21 protein-coding genes are annotated in these 17,629 nt (G+C 66.2%); 13 read left to right on the top strand and 8 right to left on the bottom strand.

What is annotated here, in order from left to right:
- Positions 1–91 precede the first annotated feature (91 nt).
- Positions 92–925, bottom strand: coding sequence for an aldo/keto reductase (locus tag J2W14_RS20730; RefSeq protein ID WP_307466062.1), 834 nt, complete (start codon positions 923–925; stop codon positions 92–94).
- Between the two features lie 489 nt (positions 926–1,414).
- Positions 1,415–2,074 carry an SDR family oxidoreductase gene (locus J2W14_RS20725; RefSeq protein ID WP_307466059.1) on the bottom strand — a complete coding sequence of 220 codons (660 nt, stop codon included), beginning with the start codon at positions 2,072–2,074 and terminating at the stop codon, positions 1,415–1,417.
- A gap of 158 nt (positions 2,075–2,232) precedes the next feature.
- On the opposite strand from J2W14_RS20725, the gene J2W14_RS20720 reads away from it, so the two are divergent.
- The gene (locus J2W14_RS20720; RefSeq protein ID WP_307466058.1) at positions 2,233–2,439 is read left to right on the top strand and encodes a hypothetical protein; all 207 of its coding nucleotides are present in this window, start codon (positions 2,233–2,235) and stop codon (positions 2,437–2,439) included.
- 111 nt (positions 2,440–2,550) lie between these two features.
- Here the strand turns inward: J2W14_RS20720 and J2W14_RS20715 are convergent, their stop codons facing one another.
- The 4 genes from J2W14_RS20715 to J2W14_RS20700 form a co-directional block, all read right to left on the bottom strand.
- Positions 2,551–2,979, bottom strand: coding sequence for a hypothetical protein (locus tag J2W14_RS20715; protein ID WP_307466056.1), 429 nt, complete (start codon positions 2,977–2,979; stop codon positions 2,551–2,553).
- Entirely contained in the window at positions 2,963–4,201 is a 1,239-nt protein-coding gene (locus tag J2W14_RS20710; RefSeq protein ID WP_307466054.1) for a diacylglycerol/lipid kinase family protein, read from the bottom strand. Before J2W14_RS20710 ends, J2W14_RS20715 begins: the two co-directional genes overlap by 17 nt.
- Positions 4,198–4,599, bottom strand: coding sequence for a DUF1003 domain-containing protein (locus J2W14_RS20705; RefSeq protein ID WP_307466052.1), 402 nt, complete (start codon positions 4,597–4,599; stop codon positions 4,198–4,200). The genes J2W14_RS20710 and J2W14_RS20705 overlap by 4 nt, the downstream gene beginning before the upstream one ends.
- Before the next feature lie 431 nt (positions 4,600–5,030).
- Positions 5,031–5,747, bottom strand: a complete 717-nt coding sequence (locus tag J2W14_RS20700; protein WP_307466051.1) for a TetR/AcrR family transcriptional regulator — start codon at positions 5,745–5,747, stop codon at positions 5,031–5,033.
- 129 nt (positions 5,748–5,876) lie between these two features.
- Between J2W14_RS20700 and J2W14_RS20695 the strand changes: the two genes are divergently transcribed.
- From J2W14_RS20695 to J2W14_RS20660, 8 genes are all read left to right on the top strand, one after another.
- Positions 5,877–7,019 carry a VOC family protein gene (locus tag J2W14_RS20695; RefSeq protein ID WP_307466050.1) on the top strand — a complete coding sequence of 381 codons (1,143 nt, stop codon included), beginning with the start codon at positions 5,877–5,879 and terminating at the stop codon, positions 7,017–7,019.
- The gene (locus J2W14_RS20690) at positions 7,016–7,954 is read left to right on the top strand and encodes a fumarylacetoacetate hydrolase family protein (RefSeq protein WP_307466048.1); all 939 of its coding nucleotides are present in this window, start codon (positions 7,016–7,018) and stop codon (positions 7,952–7,954) included. Before J2W14_RS20695 ends, J2W14_RS20690 begins: the two co-directional genes overlap by 4 nt.
- On the top strand, positions 7,951–9,849 hold the full coding sequence (locus tag J2W14_RS20685; protein ID WP_307466046.1) for an acyl-CoA synthetase: 1,899 nt from the start codon (positions 7,951–7,953) through the stop codon (positions 9,847–9,849). The genes J2W14_RS20690 and J2W14_RS20685 overlap by 4 nt, the downstream gene beginning before the upstream one ends.
- A complete protein-coding gene (locus J2W14_RS20680) occupies positions 9,846–10,193 on the top strand; it encodes a DoxX family protein (RefSeq protein WP_307466044.1) in 348 nt (115 codons plus the stop codon). The genes J2W14_RS20685 and J2W14_RS20680 overlap by 4 nt, the downstream gene beginning before the upstream one ends.
- Complete coding sequence (mhpA, locus tag J2W14_RS20675; protein WP_307466042.1) at positions 10,190–11,737, top strand: bifunctional 3-(3-hydroxy-phenyl)propionate/3-hydroxycinnamic acid hydroxylase MhpA; 1,548 nt, start codon at positions 10,190–10,192, stop codon at positions 11,735–11,737. The genes J2W14_RS20680 and mhpA overlap by 4 nt, the downstream gene beginning before the upstream one ends.
- Positions 11,734–12,273, top strand: a complete 540-nt coding sequence (locus tag J2W14_RS20670) for a hypothetical protein (protein ID WP_307466040.1) — start codon at positions 11,734–11,736, stop codon at positions 12,271–12,273. The genes mhpA and J2W14_RS20670 overlap by 4 nt, the downstream gene beginning before the upstream one ends.
- Positions 12,274–13,043: 770 nt before the next feature.
- Positions 13,044–13,247: a hypothetical protein gene (locus J2W14_RS20665; RefSeq protein WP_307466039.1), complete on the top strand. Its 204-nt coding sequence runs from the start codon at positions 13,044–13,046 to the stop codon at positions 13,245–13,247.
- Positions 13,220–13,639 (top strand): SRPBCC family protein, encoded by a 420-nt coding sequence (locus tag J2W14_RS20660; RefSeq protein ID WP_307466037.1) that lies wholly within the window; start codon positions 13,220–13,222, stop codon positions 13,637–13,639. Before J2W14_RS20665 ends, J2W14_RS20660 begins: the two co-directional genes overlap by 28 nt.
- Here the strand turns inward: J2W14_RS20660 and J2W14_RS21280 are convergent.
- Positions 13,611–13,844 (bottom strand): universal stress protein, encoded by a 234-nt coding sequence (locus J2W14_RS21280; protein ID WP_370871365.1) that lies wholly within the window; start codon positions 13,842–13,844, stop codon positions 13,611–13,613. The two genes, J2W14_RS20660 and J2W14_RS21280, sit on opposite strands and share 29 nt — an antisense overlap.
- 393 nt (positions 13,845–14,237) lie before the next feature.
- Between J2W14_RS21280 and J2W14_RS20655 the strand changes: the two genes are divergently transcribed.
- Positions 14,238–14,372, top strand: a complete 135-nt coding sequence (locus J2W14_RS20655; RefSeq protein ID WP_307466035.1) for a hypothetical protein — start codon at positions 14,238–14,240, stop codon at positions 14,370–14,372.
- A 167-nt stretch (positions 14,373–14,539) separates the two neighbouring features.
- Here J2W14_RS20655 and J2W14_RS20650 read toward each other — a convergent pair whose 3' ends face one another.
- Positions 14,540–14,803 carry a hypothetical protein gene (locus tag J2W14_RS20650; protein ID WP_307466032.1) on the bottom strand — a complete coding sequence of 88 codons (264 nt, stop codon included), beginning with the start codon at positions 14,801–14,803 and terminating at the stop codon, positions 14,540–14,542.
- A 63-nt stretch (positions 14,804–14,866) separates the two neighbouring features.
- Between J2W14_RS20650 and J2W14_RS20645 the strand changes: the two genes are divergently transcribed.
- From J2W14_RS20645 to J2W14_RS20635, 3 genes are all read left to right on the top strand, one after another.
- Positions 14,867–14,989 carry a hypothetical protein gene (locus tag J2W14_RS20645; protein WP_307466031.1) on the top strand — a complete coding sequence of 41 codons (123 nt, stop codon included), beginning with the start codon at positions 14,867–14,869 and terminating at the stop codon, positions 14,987–14,989.
- Positions 14,990–15,614: 625 nt separating this feature from the next.
- A complete protein-coding gene (locus J2W14_RS20640; protein ID WP_307466029.1) occupies positions 15,615–16,556 on the top strand; it encodes an NADP-dependent oxidoreductase in 942 nt (313 codons plus the stop codon).
- Positions 16,553–17,620: an alkene reductase gene (locus J2W14_RS20635; protein WP_307466028.1), complete on the top strand. Its 1,068-nt coding sequence runs from the start codon at positions 16,553–16,555 to the stop codon at positions 17,618–17,620. The genes J2W14_RS20640 and J2W14_RS20635 overlap by 4 nt, the downstream gene beginning before the upstream one ends.
- The last annotated feature ends 9 nt before the right edge of the window (positions 17,621–17,629 follow it).

Raw genomic sequence — 17,629 nt, 5'->3', positions numbered from 1 at the left:
ACTGGACTCTAGACAAGCCCCACTCCACCCGGAGGTCTTCTTTTTGTCACCGAACCACGCCGCCTGTCACCAACGTCCGTGGGCAATACACCTAGATCACCTCGAGCACGCGTTTGTGGGTGGGCGGGGGATGGGCGCGATCCAGGTCAGCCAGGTCGCTGGGCGTGAGCCGAACGTCGAGGGCTCGGTGGCATTCCTGGACATGGTGCGGACTTGAGGCTTTTGGAATCGCCAGGACGAGCGGCTGCCTGAGCACCCAGGCGAGGGCGATCTGCGCGGGGTTAGCGCCGTGTTCGGTTGCGATGCGGACCAGCACGGGATCGTCCAGCATTCGCCCCTGCTCCAGGGGCGAGTACGCCATCACCGGGATGCTCCTCCCGACGCAGCGGGGCAGAAGATCGAACTCGATGCCCCGGCGGGTCAGGTTGTACAGCACCTGGTCGGTCGCGACCTTCTGTCCGCCGGGCAGGCGCATAAGTTCTTCCAGGTCCGCCACGTCGAGGTTGCTAACGCCCCAGTGCCGGATTTTTCCGGCACGCTGCAGGTATTCGAAGGCTTCGAGCGTTTCGGCCAAGGGAGTAACGCCCCGCCAATGCAGCAGATATAGGTCGATGCCGTCCGTTCCAAGGCGACGCAGGCTGCCCTCGCAAGCGGCGACGGTTCCGCGCAGCGTGGCGTGATGCGGCAGGACCTTTGTGACCAGGAACGCTTCGTTGCGGCGGGCTGCCAGCGCCCTTCCGACGAGTTCCTCGGCGGCGCCGTTTCCATACATCTCGGCGGTATCGACCACGCACATCCCCAGGTCCAGGGCCATCTGGATCGCCGCCGTCTCGCGTGCGGCGTTGCCGGGGTACTCACCCATTCCCCACGTCCCGATCCCGAGCACCGGGACAGCTTCACCGGACGGAAGAAGTATCTCGCGCATCGTAACTCCCGTCAGAAAATGCCCGTTCCCGTGGTGGGATGCACCGCGTCCCGTTTCTCACGGCGGACCGCGCCCCCCGGTTGCGCCGGGAACAGACGAAGCACAGTGCCGGCCACCCGGCCACGGCTCACTTCCGCCACAGGCCCAGGCGGCCCACCGGTTGCGGGATGGTCGGGTTATGCTGCTCGCTACACGGACGGTGAGCCTGTCCGGCAGGAGCGTGTTTGTTCAATGTACTCCGCCGGAACAGGACACGATAGGTGGCCTAAGTCCGAGTTCGACGCCGCGCGGCTTCTGAGGGGTCACGGTGGACTTCAGCCGTGAACTGCAGCCAATCCACCCTTGAACCGTACGCTACCGCCCGAGCCGCCGTTCTCCGCGGACTCCATGAGCTTGTGGTAGATGATGGTGACACGTCAGCGACCACCGCGGCGAGCAGCAGTCCATAATGAGTGCCAGCTGCTCCTTGTGCCACTTTCCCCGAACGGGCTAGGCCTCCGCCGCCAGGGCTGCAGCGATGGGCTGGCTGCCGTCGCGGAACCCGATAGTCCGGCCGATTGCGGCGGGCAGCTCCAGGACGGCCGCAGCGACGAGGGCGACGTTGGCGCGGGCGGTTTCGGCAGCCTGCCAGGGCTCGTTGACGTGGACGTCTATCAGGCCGCTGCCCGGATTGTCCGTGAGCGCGCCGGGGCCGAGGATGGTCCAGTCCAGGCTGGTGCCGCGCAGGTGCGAGTCAGCGGCGGCTTTGGCCTCCGCGTAGTGGAAGAAGGGGTTGTCCCGGGGCACTCCATGGTCCGGTCCGGCTCCAAGATAGGACACCATGACGTAGCGGTTGACGCCGGACTGGGCAGCGGCGTCCATCGAGCGGATCGCGGCGTCACGGTCCACGGCGTAGGTCCTCCCGGGGTTTCCGCCGCCGGCACCGGCCGACCATACGACGGCGTCGTGACCCGAGAGCGCCTCGGCGATTTCCGCCGTCGTCGCATTCTCCACGTCCAGGACGACTGGGGTGGCGCCGGTTGCCGCGACGTCGGACGCGTGTTCGGGGTTGCGGAAGATGGCGGTGACCTCCTGCCCGTCCGTAGCCAGGACTTTGGAGAGTTCCCTAGCCACTTTTCCGTGGCCGCCGATGATTGCGATTCGGGTCATAGACCCATTCTGTCCCACGTCCCGGCATCCCGACACCCTTTGCGCCATCAGATTCGGCGGCGTTGCCCCGGCTGGCGTCCCGGACCTGTCAGGCAGCTCACGTGTCACAATAGGTGCCTTCTGCTCTTGCCTCCAAGCCGCCCGACAACGTTGCAGACATGAAATCGTCCGAGGCGGAAACGCTCATTCTTGCCGGCGCCGGCACTGTGTGGGACATCATCACCGACGCCGGCAAGAGGGCCTTCCGGCGGCAGGTCCGCCAGACCCCCGGCCAGCTCATGACGTGGAGCGGCAGCCTGCCGCTGGGACTGCTCAAGGTCGCCACCTCGAGCGAGCGATCTTTCCCGGCACGACAGCCTCGGTAGCAGCGGATGGTATGAACAGGCCAAATTAGCACGCACATAGACACGCAGACTCACCGGACTTCCCAGGCCCGCCGCAGGTCCCCCGAAAATTTCAAGCCGTGGACGCCGGCATCAACTGCCGTCCGCTGCCATAATCTCGGCGTCCATTCGAGCCAACGCGGCGTCGAGCACCCTGTACTCGGCTTCCTCTACCGCCCAATAGGCGTACTTGATCGCGAATTTGGCTTCCGCCTCGGTGTCGTCCGCCTTCAGCTTCGCGGCCTTGACGTCGAGCTTTGCCTTCTTGGACTCCATATCCTCACGGATCGACGCGATATCGTCGTCCCAGCTCTTCTGCACGCCGCTCCACCACGCGGCGACCTTTCCCTGGTTCGCTTCGGCTGCCTCGCGCAGCTGATCCGTGTTCTTATGCAGCGATTCACGCGCGTTTTGGACGTCCTGCTGCAACTTCGCGTGCGCATCCTGCTGTGCGGCGGCAAATCGATCCTCTGCACCTTTGGCGCGGGCCGCGAGCTTGCTCAGATCATCGGAGAGGGTCATGAGAATTCCTGCCTGCTCGCTCACCCGCGGCAGCAGGAGTTCCCATTAACGGTCGCGCGCGGCGCGGCAAGTCCCGCAGGGTCGAAAGGACCCGGCGCTGACGGGTCTGCGGTGAGGGCGGCGTCTCTGCCCGGGGAACGCGGATCCGCAGCGCGCCCGGCCGAATGGTGAACCGCAGTGGGGCCGCCAGGCGGAGCGCCTCACCGTCCATGCCGACGTCGATCGGCCCACCCGAATCCACCTCAAACGTCGAGGGCTCCCAGGTGACGGAGCCAGGAAACCGCTCCGGATGCCCGCGGGCCGCGGCCAGCTGGCGCCGTGCCTCCGCGGGATCGTCCGGGAGCTTGACGGCGATCACCCCGAGGTGGCCGCCGTCAAGCCGCGGCCGGTTGGCGAGGGTGGCGGGCGTGCGCCCGTACGGGTTGTTCGAGACCTGGACGACGTGGGCGCGGGTATACCGCTCCCCCGCAGGACCGGTGAAGCGCAGGTCGAAGGGTTGGCTCGCGGGCCCCAGCATGTCCGGCAGCATTCTTAGGGTGGTGTCCGCCTTGGCGTCCCGGTACTCGGGTGAGCGGACGATCTGCGCATACAACCCGAGCGAGACGTTGTTGACGAACACCCGGCCATTGACCTGCCCGAGGTCGATGCGACGTTCCACCGCCGCCCCGAATGCGTCAAGGGCCGCCAGCACATTGCCGCGGTCCAGGCCCAAGTCCATGGCCAGGTGGTTGCGGGTGCCGGCGGGCACCACGACCATGGGCACACCGTGCCGGGCGGCCACGCCCGCGACCAGCCCCATCGAGCCGTCCCCGCCAGCCATGCCGAGCACATCCGCGCCGCGGGCCACCGCGGCCTCGGCCAGCCCGGCCAGGTCCTGCCCCGGTTCCAGGATGAGCACCTCAATGCCCCGGGCCCGGCATTCTGTGGCCAGGCCGAGGCGGTCGGCCGTACCGCCGCCGCTACGGGGGTTCAGGATCAAGGCGCCATTGCCCGCGGGCGGAACGGCGCGGCCCCGAAGTTCCGACCGTCGCCGGGCCCGGATACCGCGGACGACGGCGACGCCCACCACGGCGAGCACCACTCCGGCGCCGAACGTCCGGACCCCACGGGTGTCGGCTGTGGTCGAAGGAGCCACCCCGACCCGCCGCCGGGGCACACCGCCGGCTGCCAGGGGAACCTTGGCAATCGGGGTGGCACCATCCGGGCCATAGGCGACGGTCATCCCTGACCGATCACACGTCGATGCAGCTCCGTGGTGAGCTTGTGGATCTCGCGGGTGAGCTCGGTGTTGGTCTTCAGTTCGGTTTCCTGCTCGCGGAAGTCGTGATCAGCCTTCTCCTGCTGAAAGGCTGATGCCCGGTTCTGCCCGATCAGGACGAAGGTCGACAGGAAGATCGCCTCCAGCGAAACGACGAGGGTCAGCGTCGGCCACGGGCTCTCCTCGACAAAGAGCATCCAGCAGGCGAAGACGACCACATGGACGTAAACGAAAGGCATCGATCCGGCAAAGCCGGTAATTACGTCGGCGATCCTCAATTGCGGGTGCTGGGCGCGCCTCTCCCGGAACCTGATTACGACTGGGTGTTCGGGCAGTGGCGGCGGCGGGTGGAGTCGGGTCATTGCTCTCCTCGAAAGTTGCGGCGGACGAGCCACGCTGCGATCGGCGGCCGTTACTGCACTCCGGCGTCGACGGCCGGCACCCGCGTTGCCCCGCCGACGATTCGGCGGGGGCAGCGACGGATGCTTCGTGTCACACCTTCGACGCGGCTGAGGACTTCAGTGGGCCCCCGGCTACTGGAGCACCCTGGAGGGGCTCGGTCTCTCACTTCCAGTTTTGGCTGCCGGAATAGAAACGACAGAGGCATAGGTCCCGGGACGCCCATCGGTCGGTACGAAAGCCGCTGACTCGCCCGGGTGGACAGGCTGTCCTGTCGAGGGTCATATGCCAGGGGCGAACCTCACTCCGTCGGTGGCAAGAGTAATGCGATCCGTCCACCATCGAGGAGTTGCCCGATGATCGAGTAGCAGCAAGCGACCCCAGGCCGCGCAATTCAGCGGGCCGCGGCTCCGTTCGTTGTCGCCTCGCCGGCAGCACCGCGCAGCCGTGCAGTCTGGAGCTCAGGGAGGGGACTGCGACATATCGCGCTCGCTTCGTCGGCAGACACACCCAGCATTCGCAGGAGTGCCTCGGCCGCCTGATCCGTCGCCTCGGCGTCGTCGCGGTCCGGTTCAGCATGGATGAGCTGTCCGAGGAAGGTCGCCGCGCCGAGGACGCACGCTACGGCGACGTCGACGTCTGTCATGGTGAACCGACCGGACTCGACGCCGGCCTGGATGTCGCGCCGGACACGTGGTGCCAGTCCTCTCTGCGCGCCTAGGAGGTCAAGGGCGCTGTGAAGCATGACCTTGCTGAGCTGAGGTTCACGGCGGTGGAAGCGACCGGTCAACCGGAAGCTGGTCGCAAACGCGACGGCGGGGTCGTCGGCGTCGGTGGTGAGCTCGTCGAGTACCGCGCCGAGGAGGTCCATGACGTGCTCGACCGCTGCCTCGAACAGCTGGTCCTTGGACTCAAAGTGGTTATAGAAGGAGCCGATCCCAACGTCCGCGGCCTGGGTGATCTCCAGCACCGGCGTGTTGGTCAGTCCTTGAGCCAGGAAGGACTGTGCTGCGCGGACCAGCGCGGCGCGGGTCTGCGCCTTCCGTCGATGCGACCGGGTGGGTTCCGGCGACGAGGCTGGGGCTGGGGCTGGGGCTGGGGCTTGGGTCATCGCTGGCTCCTTGAAGTCATCCGGTCATGTGAATCCTACCAGCGCACCGTCACTTCTGAATAAATCTTCATCTACTCTTGACTGACGATATCTTCATAAGCGAATATTTAGTCAGAAAGAGAGGCAACCATGAACAACCACCATGACCACCCTGGCACCCACAGCGACCTGCACAGTGAGCAAGGGGCGCTGCGAGGCGAGCACCGCGGAAGGGCTGCGAACCCGATCATCAAGGTGCATGACATCGCATGGCTCGAGTTCCAGAAGCCAGACCTGCCCGCTGCAGAGACCTTCGCGCACGCCTTCGGCTTCGCTACGAGCCTGCGCACCCCGGACGAGCTGCACCTCCGGGGCACCGACACCGGAGCGCCGTGCGTGATCGTACGGCGAGGACCCAGATCGCAATACGTGGGCGCCGCGTTCACCGCGGCCGAGGCCTCGGACGTCCTTCGCCTGGCTGACGCGACAGGCACGACGTCGAAAAAACTACCGGAGACGATCGGCGGCATAGGGGTCGACCTCGTGGATCCGAGCGGCGCCGCGATCCGCGTCGTCGCAGACACACACGAACTCCCTTCGCTGCCGGCCCAGACGCCCCTGGTATTCAACGCCGGCCACGAGGTGGCGCGGACCAACCAGACCCAGCGGCCACTGCGTCAACCAGCGACGGTTCAGCGCCTCGGTCACGTCGTGCTGCAGAGCACAAAGTACCGTGAAACGCTCGACTGGTACCTGGAGCACCTCGGCCTGATCGTCAGTGACTTCCTGTACTACCCGGGCCAGCGCGAACGCGGTCCGACCATGAGTTTCATCCGCTGCGACCGGGGTTCGACACCAACCGATCATCACACCATCGCGATGACGCTGGGACCGTCTAATCGCTACGTGCACTCGGCATACCAGGTCGCTGACATGGATGCCCTGGCCGCCGGCGGTGAGTTCCTGCGCGACCTTGGTTACCACCGTTCGTGGGGGATCGGCCGCCACATCCAGGGCAGCCAGATCTTCGACTACTGGCGCGACCCCAACGGCTTCCTGGTCGAGCACTTCACCGACGGGGACATGTTCGACTGCACGCTCGAGCCCGGTTGGGCACAAATGTCCGCCACCAATCTCGCCCAGTGGGGCCCTCCGGCCAGCAAGGACTTCCTCGGGATCAGCCCTGGCCGGGAGTCGCTGCGCGAGCTTGCCTCGATGGTCTCCGCCCTCCGCGAGGACAACGAGTTCGATTTCACGCGCCTGCGCGGCCTGATGAAAGTAGCCACCTCATGACCGTCTCCATCCTGCGTACCGCCGACGACTGGTGGGTTCACACGCCCACCGGTGCCGTCCGCATCGCCACTGCTGCGACCACCACAGGCGAGCTGATCGCCGATCGGGCGGCCATCCACGCCGCGATCGGCGACAGCGAAACTGTGCCGCTGGAAAACCTGGACCTCGTCTCGCCGATCACAGTGCCGTGCCGCGTGGTGGCCCAGATGACGAACTACGCCTCGCACGTGAGGGACGCCGGCATGGATCCTAAAGAAATCCCGTTGACGTTTTTCCGCAAGTCCTCGGGCTCGATCAGCGGGCCCCATGACGACGTCGTCCGGCCCCCGCACGTGCGGTTCCTCGACTACGAGGCTGAGATCGGCCTCGTAATGGGCCAAGAGACCCCGGTCAACTCTGTCATCACTGAGGACACGATCGCCGACTACGTCGCTGGGCTCGTGATCACCAACGACATCTCGGCCCGCGACCTGCAACTCCCGAAGACCCAGTTCTACGAGTCCAAGTCCTACCCGAGCTTTACCCCCACCGGACCGACGCTCGTGCTCTTCGACGCCGAGGACTGGAACCGCTTCGGTGAGCTGCGGTTGAGGCTGTGGGTAAACGGCGAAATCCGTCAGGACATGACGGTGGCCGACATGATCTACCTCCCCGTCCAGGCGCTGCAGGCACTCACCCGCTTCCAGCACCTCTCCCCCGGCGACGTGGTCCTGACGGGCACCCCTGCCGGCACCGCACTGAGCGCACCACCGAAGCCGGTCGAGATCATCAGCAATCTGCTGCCCGCCGCCGCTAAGTGGCGCCTGTTCTTCAAGGCCCAGGGCCGCAATCCGAAATACCTCAAGAGCGGTGACGTCATCGAGATCGCCATCAGCACCGACGACGGGAAGATCGACCTGGGGAGCCAACGCACGACCGTGAGGGACGCCCGGTGAACGGCACGCCCCTCTGGCCTTGGTATTCAGGCCCGGACGACGTCGTCGATATCGAGAGGACCCCCCTCTCCGAGCGCGGCCTTCCGGCATCGACATATGAGCTGTTGTGCCGAGCCGCCCGGCTATGGCCGGATCGGACGGCAGTGGCAATACTTCCGAACACCGAGCGCTGGCAGGAACCCGTCAAGCTGACGTTCGCTGAGCTTCTAGCCGACGTGAACCGGATAGCGAACCTACTGGCAGAAATCGGGGTCGGGCGCCAGGACACCGTGGCCTTACTCTCGCCCAACTGCCAGGAGCTCATCTCCGCGACCCTGGCGGCCCAGGCTGCCGGGATCGCCGTCCCGATAAACCCCGGCTTGTCCGAGGATTACATCGCCGAGCTGCTCCAGCGCTCGGGCGCTCGTGTGCTGGTGGCCGCCGGGTCCGATCTCGATCCCGGAGTCACCGAGGCCGCGTTCAGCCTGGCGAAGAAGGGCCTGGTGGACTATGTGCTCCTCATGTCACCGACCGGGCAGGCACCATCCGGCCCGGCCGCGACCGTCGGATCCGCAAGCGTGGACTGTCTGGCACGCCGGGCAGCCGACGCGTCGTCCGAGCAGTTCCACGGTGATCAGCCCGGACCGCGCGATCTGGCGGCACTCTTCCACACCGGCGGCACGACCGGCACCCCGAAGCTGGCGGCACACACCCACGCCAATGAGATCGCCGACTCTTGGATGATCGCGGCCTACGACCTCCTCGACGAGGACGCCGTGTACTTCGCAGCCCTGCCGTTGTTCCACGTCAACGCCCTCATGGTGACCGTCCTCGCTCCCCTTTTCAAGGGCCAGACCGTCGTGTGGTCCGGACCGCTGGGCTATCGCGACCCTGCCCTCTATGACGTCTTCTGGAAGCTCGTCGAGCACCACCGGCTTACGGCGATGAGCGCCGTTCCTACCGTTTACGCCACGCTCGCCGCGTCTCCCGTTAACGCCGACATCAGCAGCCTGCGCTACGCCATGGTCGGAGCCAGTCCGCTGCCCGCGGCCGTACGTGCCGGCTTCGAGACAGCCACCTGCGTCCCCCTCATCGAAGGGTACGGCCTGACGGAGGCGACGTGCGCAAGCGTTCGGAGTTTCCCAGGCACCACCAAGGGCTCGCTCGGCTGTCGACTGCCCTACCAGGAGATCAAAGCGGTGCACGTCGACGACGCCGGACACTGGCATGATGTCGGGCCAGGCACAAGAGGCTTGCTGGTGATCAAGAGCCCGACGGTCTTCCCCGGCTACGTCGTCGGCAGCGGCCCCGACGGTCTCTTGCTCGACGGCCTCGGCAAATTGCGGGACGGCTGGCTCGACACCGGCGACCTCGGACAGGTCGATGAGAACGGCTTCGTCAAGCTCACCGGCCGCGCCAAAGACCTGATCATCCGAGGCGGCCACAACATCGACCCTGCAATTGTCGAAGACGCCCTCCTCACCCACCCGGAAGTGACGGGTGCGGCGGCTGTCGGCAGACCCGACCGGCATGCGGGGGAGGTACCGGTCGCCTACGTAACGTTGGCTGCGGGGGCGACCACGAGGACGGAGGACCTGATCCGCTGGGCGGACGAAAGGGTCGCGGAACGGGCGTCCTCGCCGAAGTCCGTCACCGTCGTCGACCAGCTTCCGGTCACTGCCGTGGGCAAACCATACAAGCTCGCGCTCCGGGCGGACGCCGCCAGGGTAGCGCTGAGCGAGGCCTTGCGGGAGATGGCCGTCGTGCACGCCGTGGAAGCCGAGATCGAGGACGGCACCATACTCGTCACCGTGAGTGCTGACCAGGCATCGCACGCGGCCATCAAGCGTGCCCTCGACGAGTTCGGCGTCCGATGGCGGATCACGCATCGGCCCGCACGAAAGGCGGATCGATGATCATCGTCCTCACGATAGCGCTGGCCGGATGCTTCACCCTGCTCGGCCTGGCAAAAGTGGCCGGCGCGGCGGGAATGCCCGCCCGGGCGGCCCATGTGGGCTTCAGCTCCGCCGCATACAGGCGCATCGGCGCCCTGGAGCTGCTTGCCGCCGTCGGCCTCCTGCTCGGGCTGGTCGAGGTGAGGATCGGCCTTGCGGCAGCTGTCGGCCTCGTGCTTCTGATGACCGGGGCCTGCGTCACCCATCTCAGGAACGGCGACGGTCCCCGTGAGATCGCCCCGGCGGCGGTCATGACGGCGGCACTCATCAGCTATCTTGGCCTCATTGCGGCGGCAATAGGATGAGCGCCCACAACGACGGCGCGGGGCCGGTGGTCGTGGTCGGCGCTGGTCCGTCCGGGCTGGCTGTCGCCACCCTGCTCGGCCAGTACGGCGTCGAGTGCCTCGTCCTGGACCGCTGGGAGGGTGTCTACCCGTTACCACGAGCCGTACATCTCGACGACGAGGTCTACCGCATCCTCGACAGTCTAGGCGTGGCGGCGCAATTCGCTGGGCTCAGCCGCCCTGCACGCGGGTTGCGTCTGCTCACACCCGGCCACCGGGTGATCGCGGAGTTCCAGCGATCAGCCGATGGCGGCGCCCACGGCTATCCCCAAGCGAACATGTTTGACCAGCCTGACCTCGAGCAGCTCCTGCGCAGCAACCTCCGGACCATGCCTACGGTGACCCTGCGCGGAAATGTCGAGGTGCTCGCCGTGACCCAAGGCAACACGGCTGCCCGGGTGGACTTTACGGATCGTGTCACGGGGGCACGCGAGTCGGTCCGTGCCAGCCACGTCCTCGGCTGCGACGGGGCCAAGAGCGTGGTCAGGAAGGCCATCGGCGCGGAAATGGAGGATCTGGGCTTCGAACAGCGCTGGCTTGTTATCGACATCGACACGTCGGCGCGACTGAACCAGTGGGAAGGCGTCCACCAGCTGTGCGATTCCCGCCGCGCCGGGACCTACATGCGCGTCGGAGAGGTCCGCTACCGCTGGGAGTTCCGGCTGCTGCCCGACGAGACCGCAGCCGACTTCGCGACGATGGATACGCTCCATCCGCTGATCCGGCCGTGGACCGGCGACGTCCCGGTGGAGGATCTGCGCGTGATCCGGGTCGCCGACTACACCTTCCGCGCCCAGGTCGCCAACAAGTGGCGCGACCGCCGGGTCTTCCTCCTCGGCGACGCCGCTCACCTGAGTCCTCCCTTCATCGGTCAGGGCATGGGGGCGGGACTCCGGGATGCGATGAACCTGGCCTGGAAGCTCGCCGGTGTTCTTGCCGGCGACCTCCCCGCAACCACACTTGTCAGTTACCAGACCGAGCGCAAGCGGCACGCAAAAAGAACCATCACCGTCGCCAAGCTGTTCGGCCTCACCATGACCGCGGGCGGTCGCGTCGGTACGGCCCTGCGGAGGTTCTTCGCACCGGGCCTGCACCTCGTGGCAGGCATTCCCGCACAGTCCGAGACAGCTATACCCTCTGGCTCTCGCACTCGGCTCCGTGGACTCGCCCGCACGTCCGCCGTCGGACGTGTCTGCCCGAACGCCCCGACCTCGGTCACCCCGGACGCCGGCCGATTCGACGACATCGCCGGCAACGGATTCGCGCTGCTAGCTCTCGCGATCACTCCCGAGGAACGCGAACTGATCCTTGACAAGGGCGCTGCGCCGGTCGTTCCAGACCCCGGATCTGAGCTCCACCAGTGGCTCGTCCGACATCGAGTGGCTTCGGGGGTCGTCCGCCCGGATCGCACCGTGATGTTCACTTCCGACTCGGTCTCCGGGAGCCTCACCCGCCTGCCTTCCTTCCACTCGACACCCGCGGACGCCGGGGGAACAGAGCGATGAAAGGTCCCCTGCGCACCGTCCAACACCCCCTGGTGGTTCCCCATCGGTTCCCGGACGCGCGGCAACGCTCAGAGGCGCTTAAGGAGCGCGTGTATGTCACCTTCACCGCCCTGGCCGTGACGATCGCTTCCGAACGCGACGCCGGGCACGCGACAGTGGCCGGCGCTGCACTCACGCTCCTACTCACCGTCCTGGGCACGCTGCTGGCTGTCTTTGTTGCAGATGTGATCGCACATATGGTCCGGGACAGCTCGCTACCATCCCGGACCGAACTCACCCACCTCATATACGTGAGCTTCGGGTCGTTAGGCGTCATCGTCGCGCCGATGGCGATCCTTGGGCTCAGCGCACTTGGCGTGATCGGCGTGGCGCCAGCGCTCCGGATGATCGCGGCGACTCTCGTCGCCACCCTGGTAGTCGTCGCGCTCTTCGCTGTGCGGCGACTGTCCGTCAAGCCATGGCTTAAGATCCTTGTACTCGCCATCATGGCGGCGCTTGGACTCGCAGTGCTCGCGATCGAGCTCGCCATCCACTGACGATCGGCTTCCGGGCACCAGGGCGCCATTTAGCGCTGTGAAACGCCGCCACCTACTGCTGCGATTCACAGTCATCGACACTCCCGATGCCGACTCGAAAACGGCACGACCGTCTCAACAATCGGTGATATTTGAGGCGATGATCCATTCGCCGTGCGGTTCTTGACCTGAGGTCCGGGAAGGATCCACCTCGCTCATGCCTTCAGGCGGCACTTTGCCTGTCGGCTTCCCATCCGCTTTACCTTGGATTCTCCGCGCGTTTCGCCTGCGTTTTCTCTGCGTTTAGCGCCTCTGGCTACGCTGGAGGCATGCCATCGTTTACGCTCGACGGCGAGACGTACGAGTACCTCAGAGCGGACCCGGGACCTGATTCCGAGGACGCGCGGTCGAGGGATTATGGGGATCAGCTTCGTGTGCTGGCGACCCTTCCCCTGGCTGACGGCAGCACGGTGGACGTGCGCGCCGTCGCCGCGCGGTGGACCTCCAACCCATCCCACGTTTTCGTCGCGTGGGCCGATGACGACATGGGCGCGCACTGGGCTTGGGTCCCGGCGGGAAACGTACAGTGCCTAACCGATTGCGGGCGGGCCCCGAAGAGTACTGACCCGGGCCGGAGAGCCTGTGCTCCGCGCAGCGGCACTTCGTTGTAGTTCTTCCTTCAAGGCCGCATGGATACCCGTCACCCGGTCTTCACGTGCTGGACAGGTGCGCTTAACCGCGGCGGGTCATCCTGTACCTAGGTGAGTGAAGTTGCTTCGGAAAGGTCGATTATGAATCTCGATGAGGGCCTCAGGATCAGTGTGTGCACCGAGCTCTCGGCCGGGGACCAGATCGAGGCCTGGTCCGGGGGCAGGCTCAGCCACCGCGGCCCGGTCACGGAGCTGGATTTGCCGGCCTCCGCACCCTGCGTATCGGTGTTCGCCGGCAGCCGGGTAGCTGGTTGCGCATGGCAGTCATCGAAGCGCAGCGTCTGATCAACGCCCGGGGCTCCACCGTCTGGGACATCATTACCGACACCAAGAATTTTGCTGTCTGGGACTCCGGCATCACGGCGGTGGCGGGCGAGATCCGCAACGGAGGAACCATCCGGGTCCGCACCCCACACGGTGGCAGCAGGAACTTCCGACTGGCCGTGGAACAGATCCCGGGCGAGGTCATGACCTGGACCCGGTCCGTGCACCCGGGGCTGGGCACCACCGTGCGCACCTTTGTGCTGACCCACCATGCCGGAATGACCCTGCTGGTTGTCAGGGAAGACATCAGGGGCCCGCTGCGCGGCATCATCCGGTCCCCCTTCAACAGCACGGAAAAGGACCTCAACGGTTTCGTGGACGCGGTCAAACACCGTGCGGAGCTCCTGGGCTAGGCACAGCCGCCCGTCCGAGGCCTGGCCCGTCACGCCCCGAGTGCGGGACGACCACGACGGGCCGGGTCTGCGAACGCATCAACGAAACGCTCACCGAGCCCTCCAGCATCCTCGTCATCGCGGCAGCACGGCCGGGACGCTGGCCGCCTACCATCAGCATCGAGGCATCCGTGCTCTCAGCCAGGCGGCTAAGTGCCCGTGGCACGTCCCCGTTGAGCACCCTGAATGACCACTCCGCCCCTGGCGGGGCCCAGGACCTACCGGAGTGTCTCCAGAATGTCCGCGTTCGGAAAGTCAGCTTCCCGGTTGGGAGCCGGATCAAGGGAGAGCCCCGTCCGCGAACCCGCCGGCTCCCGTTCCGTGAGGTAGCTTGCAGGATCCACGAAGGCGCACAGAAGATGCGCGCCCAGCACCGCCGCCAGATCCGCGCCCGTCCGGATCAACTTTTCACGAGGCTGCCAGGGCATTCCCAGCACTACCGGCCCCCCGGACCACATGTCAGGGCCCTCCCGCCCGGACCTGCGGACTCCAGTCCGGTTCCGGCGTGGGATGACAGCCTCAGTGCACGGCCGTGGGCTACCTCGGGTGGAGACACTGTGTGGATCTTTTTCCCTGGGAACGCGCCGCGCCGCTGCCGACCGACCACGGTTCAATCGAATTCACCGCGCTGGAGTCCGAACCCGGTCCGCGCAGCACGGCCATGGTGCCACCGGCGCAGCCGCAGTGGAACTGAAGGGAAACCCTCTCAGCGCTTGGCGAGCCGGTCCGCGTTGACGGTCATGCGTTCGAGGACGCTCACAGCCATGGCATATTCGTCCGCTCCGATGCCTGCAGTCAGCTCGTGGCGGGTGGCTTCTAGCAGGCCGGATGCCTCCGACTGCAGTAGCAGCGCCGCCTCGGTCAGGGCGAGGCGCCCGTCCAGCAGGACAACAAGCCCCGTCGCACCAGGGCGGCCATGTCACGCTCCCGCACGGAACCGCCGTCCGGTGCGTTGAAGGGCCGCAGGAGTTCCCCAACCTCCCCGGGAGTGATGGGGCCTGAGCTCAGCGCGCTGAGCACCTGCCACTGTCTTCTGGTGAGGTGGAGACGGGCGAGAGTGGAATCGAGTTGTGCCTCCAGCGCCGCATCCAGCCGCTTGACCCAGTATCCTATCGGCCTGTTCACCAGGCCATGCTCGCAGGGGCCCCGGCCGGGGGCAAGGTCCCATGGTCCGGCAACGGTTGAATCGTGGCGGAGGAACACGACTCGCTGAACACGGGCCGGATCAAAATATACATCCCGACCCTGATCGAAAACTCCGTCAGGACCCGACTGCACCACGACTTCGATACTAAGACGACACTCGACTGACTGGAGTGCCTGCAATTGTCCACCGAGCGTCACTGCCCGGCCCTCAAACGCCGCCGAATCAAGACTGACGACAACACTCTCGCTATGTCCCTTCCCGCCGCGTTGGAGTACATCGTGAGCAGCTCCCCCGACCTGGCGCAGAACGCCCGACGGCGAGTCGCTTGAGGGAGTACGCAGCCCCTGGCGGCGTCAGAGTGCGGGACAAAGTTCGGCTCTGGTGAGTTCCCACGTTTTCTCTCTGGCCGTCGACGCCACAAGGGTTCGCGGAGGATGGGGTTGTGCAGCCTTTGCACGTCACGGCCGTGGCGGTCCGTCAGCGGAACGTCGGGCCAATGTGACCTGGCGGTCATGCAGTTACCCGGGCATTGCCCGCCAATCCCCCGAAAACCTTCCGCAATCCGGCCCAGTACGACACCAGTACGACAGTGCACCTCCTTCGTACATCTCATGGCGGAATGAATAGAGCCACCCATGACCAGCACCTTTCGGCGTTTCCGCTGGTCAAGAAGTTCCGTAAGCAACGAACCGTCGATGCGCATGTTCGCTGGCATCGAACATAGGTTGCCGACCACATGTTTTAACCCTATATTTATGTGGTCGGCAACCTAGATAGAGGACGAAACCAATGCAAGCACAAATCATCAACCGATTCGGAGGGCCCGAGGCCTTCGAACTCACCGAAGTCGAGACGCCTCCAGCGCGGGCGGGAGAGGTTCGGGTGCGTGTGGCTTATGCCGCCGTGAACCCGCTTGAGTGGAAGATTCGCAGCGGCACACTCTCGCCCATGATCCAGACTGAGTTCCCGGCGATCCTGGGGAACGAGTTCTCCGGAATAGTCGACGAGGTGGGCGCGGGTGTCGCTCAGTTCGCGGTGGGCGACCGGGTGGCGGGCTTCGCACCGTCCGGCTCGTACGCGGAGTATGTTGTGACCACTTCGGACCGCCTGTCCGTCGTTCCGGAGAGACTCTCCCTTGAACGCGCGGCGGCCCTCCCAACGGCCGCCGAGACCGCGCTACGTGCGCTCGCACTGATTGACGTTCAGGCCGGGGAGACGGTCGTGGTCAACGCCGCGGCCGGGTCCGTCGGTAGCGCGGTCGTGCAGTTGCTCGTCGCCCGCGGCGCGACTGTGATCGGCACAGGATCCGAGGCAAATCACGGGTACCTCCGCTCGCTCGGCGCGATGCCGGTGCGATACGGCCCGCACCTCACCGAGGACCTCGCGGCGGCAGCGCCCGGTGGTGTTGACGCAGCATTCGACGGCGGTGGCCGCGGCTTCGTCGACCAGATCCTCGGACTCGTGCCAGCGCAGCGGATCGTGACGATCATCGACTTCGCGGCAGGGGCCAAGGGAGTGCAAGTCGCAGGTGGGGATCCGCTCGCCCTCACTGCCGGTGCGATCGGCCCTGTGCTGCAGCTTGCCGCAGAGGGCAGGTTCGCCACCGAGATCGACACCGTAGTATCACTGGCCGAGCTCGCGGGGGCGCACCTGCGCAGCGAGGAAGGGCACCTGAGGGGCAAACTCCTCGTGCGAGTGGCTGAGCTCGAGGCAGAGGCGGTGCAGGCATGACCACGATCTGGGAACCCACCACAGTCGGCAAAATGATGCTTCCGCACCGCCTCGCGATGGCGCCGATGACGCGCAGCCGCGCACTGCACGACGGCACACCCGGCCCGCTCGCCGCCGACTACTACGCACAGCGCGCATCCCTCGGGCTGCTCATCAGCGAGGGCGTGCAGCCCTCCGACGACGGGCAGGGCTACCTCAGCACTCCTGGCATCTACCGCCAAGAGCACATCTCCGGATGGGCTGCGGTCGCTGATGCCGTGCACGCCGAAGGAGGGCGTCTCGTGCTGCAGCTCATGCATGTGGGCCGAACATCTCATCCCGACAACACCCCGCACCATCGACAGCCGCTCGCGCCGTCGGCGATCGCCCCGGGCATCGACATGTTCACGGCATCAGGCATGCAGCCCGCGCCCGTACCACGCGCGATGACCATCGACGACATCGCGCAGACTATCGCGGACTTCCGCCATGCCGCCGCCTCTGCGATCCAAGCCGGCGCCGACGGCGTCGAGATCCACGCCGCCAACGGCTACCTGCTGCACCAGTTCCTCTCCCCGAACGCGAACACCCGGACCGACGACCACGGCGGCTCGGTGGAGAACCGATCGCGCTTCGCCATAGATGTCGCCACAGCGGTCGCCGAGGAGATCGGCGCGGAACGCGTCGGCATCCGCGTATCCCCCGGTCTCGCCATCGGAGGCATCGACGAAGGCGACGGCACCAGGGACCAGTACCGACACCTCGTCGGAGCGCTAGCGCCGCTCGGACTGGCCTATCTCCACACCTTCCAGCTCTTCGACGAAGAGCTACTGCGCGAGCTCCGCGCACTCTGGCCCGGCGCGCTGCTCGTGTTGCGTGCCGGACGCACCCCGGAAACGCTCGCGCAGGATATCGACGCTGGGATCGCGGATGTCGTACCGCTGGGGCGATGGGCCCTCGCCAACCCGGACGTCGTCACGCGCCTTCGCACAGGCGCGTCGCTCAATGATGCGGATCCCGCGACGTTCTACGGTGGAGGGGCAGCCGGATACACTGACTATCCACGCCTGACAGACCACGACTGATCAATGAGG

The organism is Pseudarthrobacter oxydans, assembly GCF_030812335.1.
GTDB lineage: Bacteria > Actinomycetota > Actinomycetes > Actinomycetales > Micrococcaceae > Arthrobacter > Arthrobacter oxydans_B.
This window is presented reverse-complemented; position numbering and strand designations above follow the sequence as displayed.

What these genes read in the sequence shown, in the direction of transcription:
- mhpA (WP_307466042.1), top strand. Translation starts at nt 10,190, where the DNA reads ATGAGCGCCCACAACGACGGCGCGGGGCCGGTGGTCGTGGTCGGCGCT.
- J2W14_RS20720 (WP_307466058.1), top strand. Translation starts at nt 2,233, where the DNA reads ATGAAATCGTCCGAGGCGGAAACGCTCATTCTTGCCGGCGCCGGCACT.
- J2W14_RS20710 (WP_307466054.1), bottom strand. Translation starts at nt 4,201, where the DNA reads ATGACCGTCGCCTATGGCCCGGATGGTGCCACCCCGATTGCCAAGGTT.
- J2W14_RS20700 (WP_307466051.1), bottom strand. Translation starts at nt 5,747, where the DNA reads ATGACCCAAGCCCCAGCCCCAGCCCCAGCCCCAGCCTCGTCGCCGGAA.
- J2W14_RS20635 (WP_307466028.1), top strand. Translation starts at nt 16,553, where the DNA reads ATGACCACGATCTGGGAACCCACCACAGTCGGCAAAATGATGCTTCCG.
- J2W14_RS20705 (WP_307466052.1), bottom strand. Translation starts at nt 4,599, where the DNA reads ATGACCCGACTCCACCCGCCGCCGCCACTGCCCGAACACCCAGTCGTA.
- J2W14_RS20690 (WP_307466048.1), top strand. Translation starts at nt 7,016, where the DNA reads ATGACCGTCTCCATCCTGCGTACCGCCGACGACTGGTGGGTTCACACG.
- J2W14_RS20670 (WP_307466040.1), top strand. Translation starts at nt 11,734, where the DNA reads ATGAAAGGTCCCCTGCGCACCGTCCAACACCCCCTGGTGGTTCCCCAT.
- J2W14_RS20660 (WP_307466037.1), top strand. Translation starts at nt 13,220, where the DNA reads ATGGCAGTCATCGAAGCGCAGCGTCTGATCAACGCCCGGGGCTCCACC.
- J2W14_RS20640 (WP_307466029.1), top strand. Translation starts at nt 15,615, where the DNA reads ATGCAAGCACAAATCATCAACCGATTCGGAGGGCCCGAGGCCTTCGAA.
- J2W14_RS20725 (WP_307466059.1), bottom strand. Translation starts at nt 2,074, where the DNA reads ATGACCCGAATCGCAATCATCGGCGGCCACGGAAAAGTGGCTAGGGAA.
- J2W14_RS20730 (WP_307466062.1), bottom strand. Translation starts at nt 925, where the DNA reads ATGCGCGAGATACTTCTTCCGTCCGGTGAAGCTGTCCCGGTGCTCGGG.
- J2W14_RS20695 (WP_307466050.1), top strand. Translation starts at nt 5,877, where the DNA reads ATGAACAACCACCATGACCACCCTGGCACCCACAGCGACCTGCACAGT.
- J2W14_RS20665 (WP_307466039.1), top strand. Translation starts at nt 13,044, where the DNA reads ATGAATCTCGATGAGGGCCTCAGGATCAGTGTGTGCACCGAGCTCTCG.
- J2W14_RS20680 (WP_307466044.1), top strand. Translation starts at nt 9,846, where the DNA reads ATGATCATCGTCCTCACGATAGCGCTGGCCGGATGCTTCACCCTGCTC.
- J2W14_RS20715 (WP_307466056.1), bottom strand. Translation starts at nt 2,979, where the DNA reads ATGACCCTCTCCGATGATCTGAGCAAGCTCGCGGCCCGCGCCAAAGGT.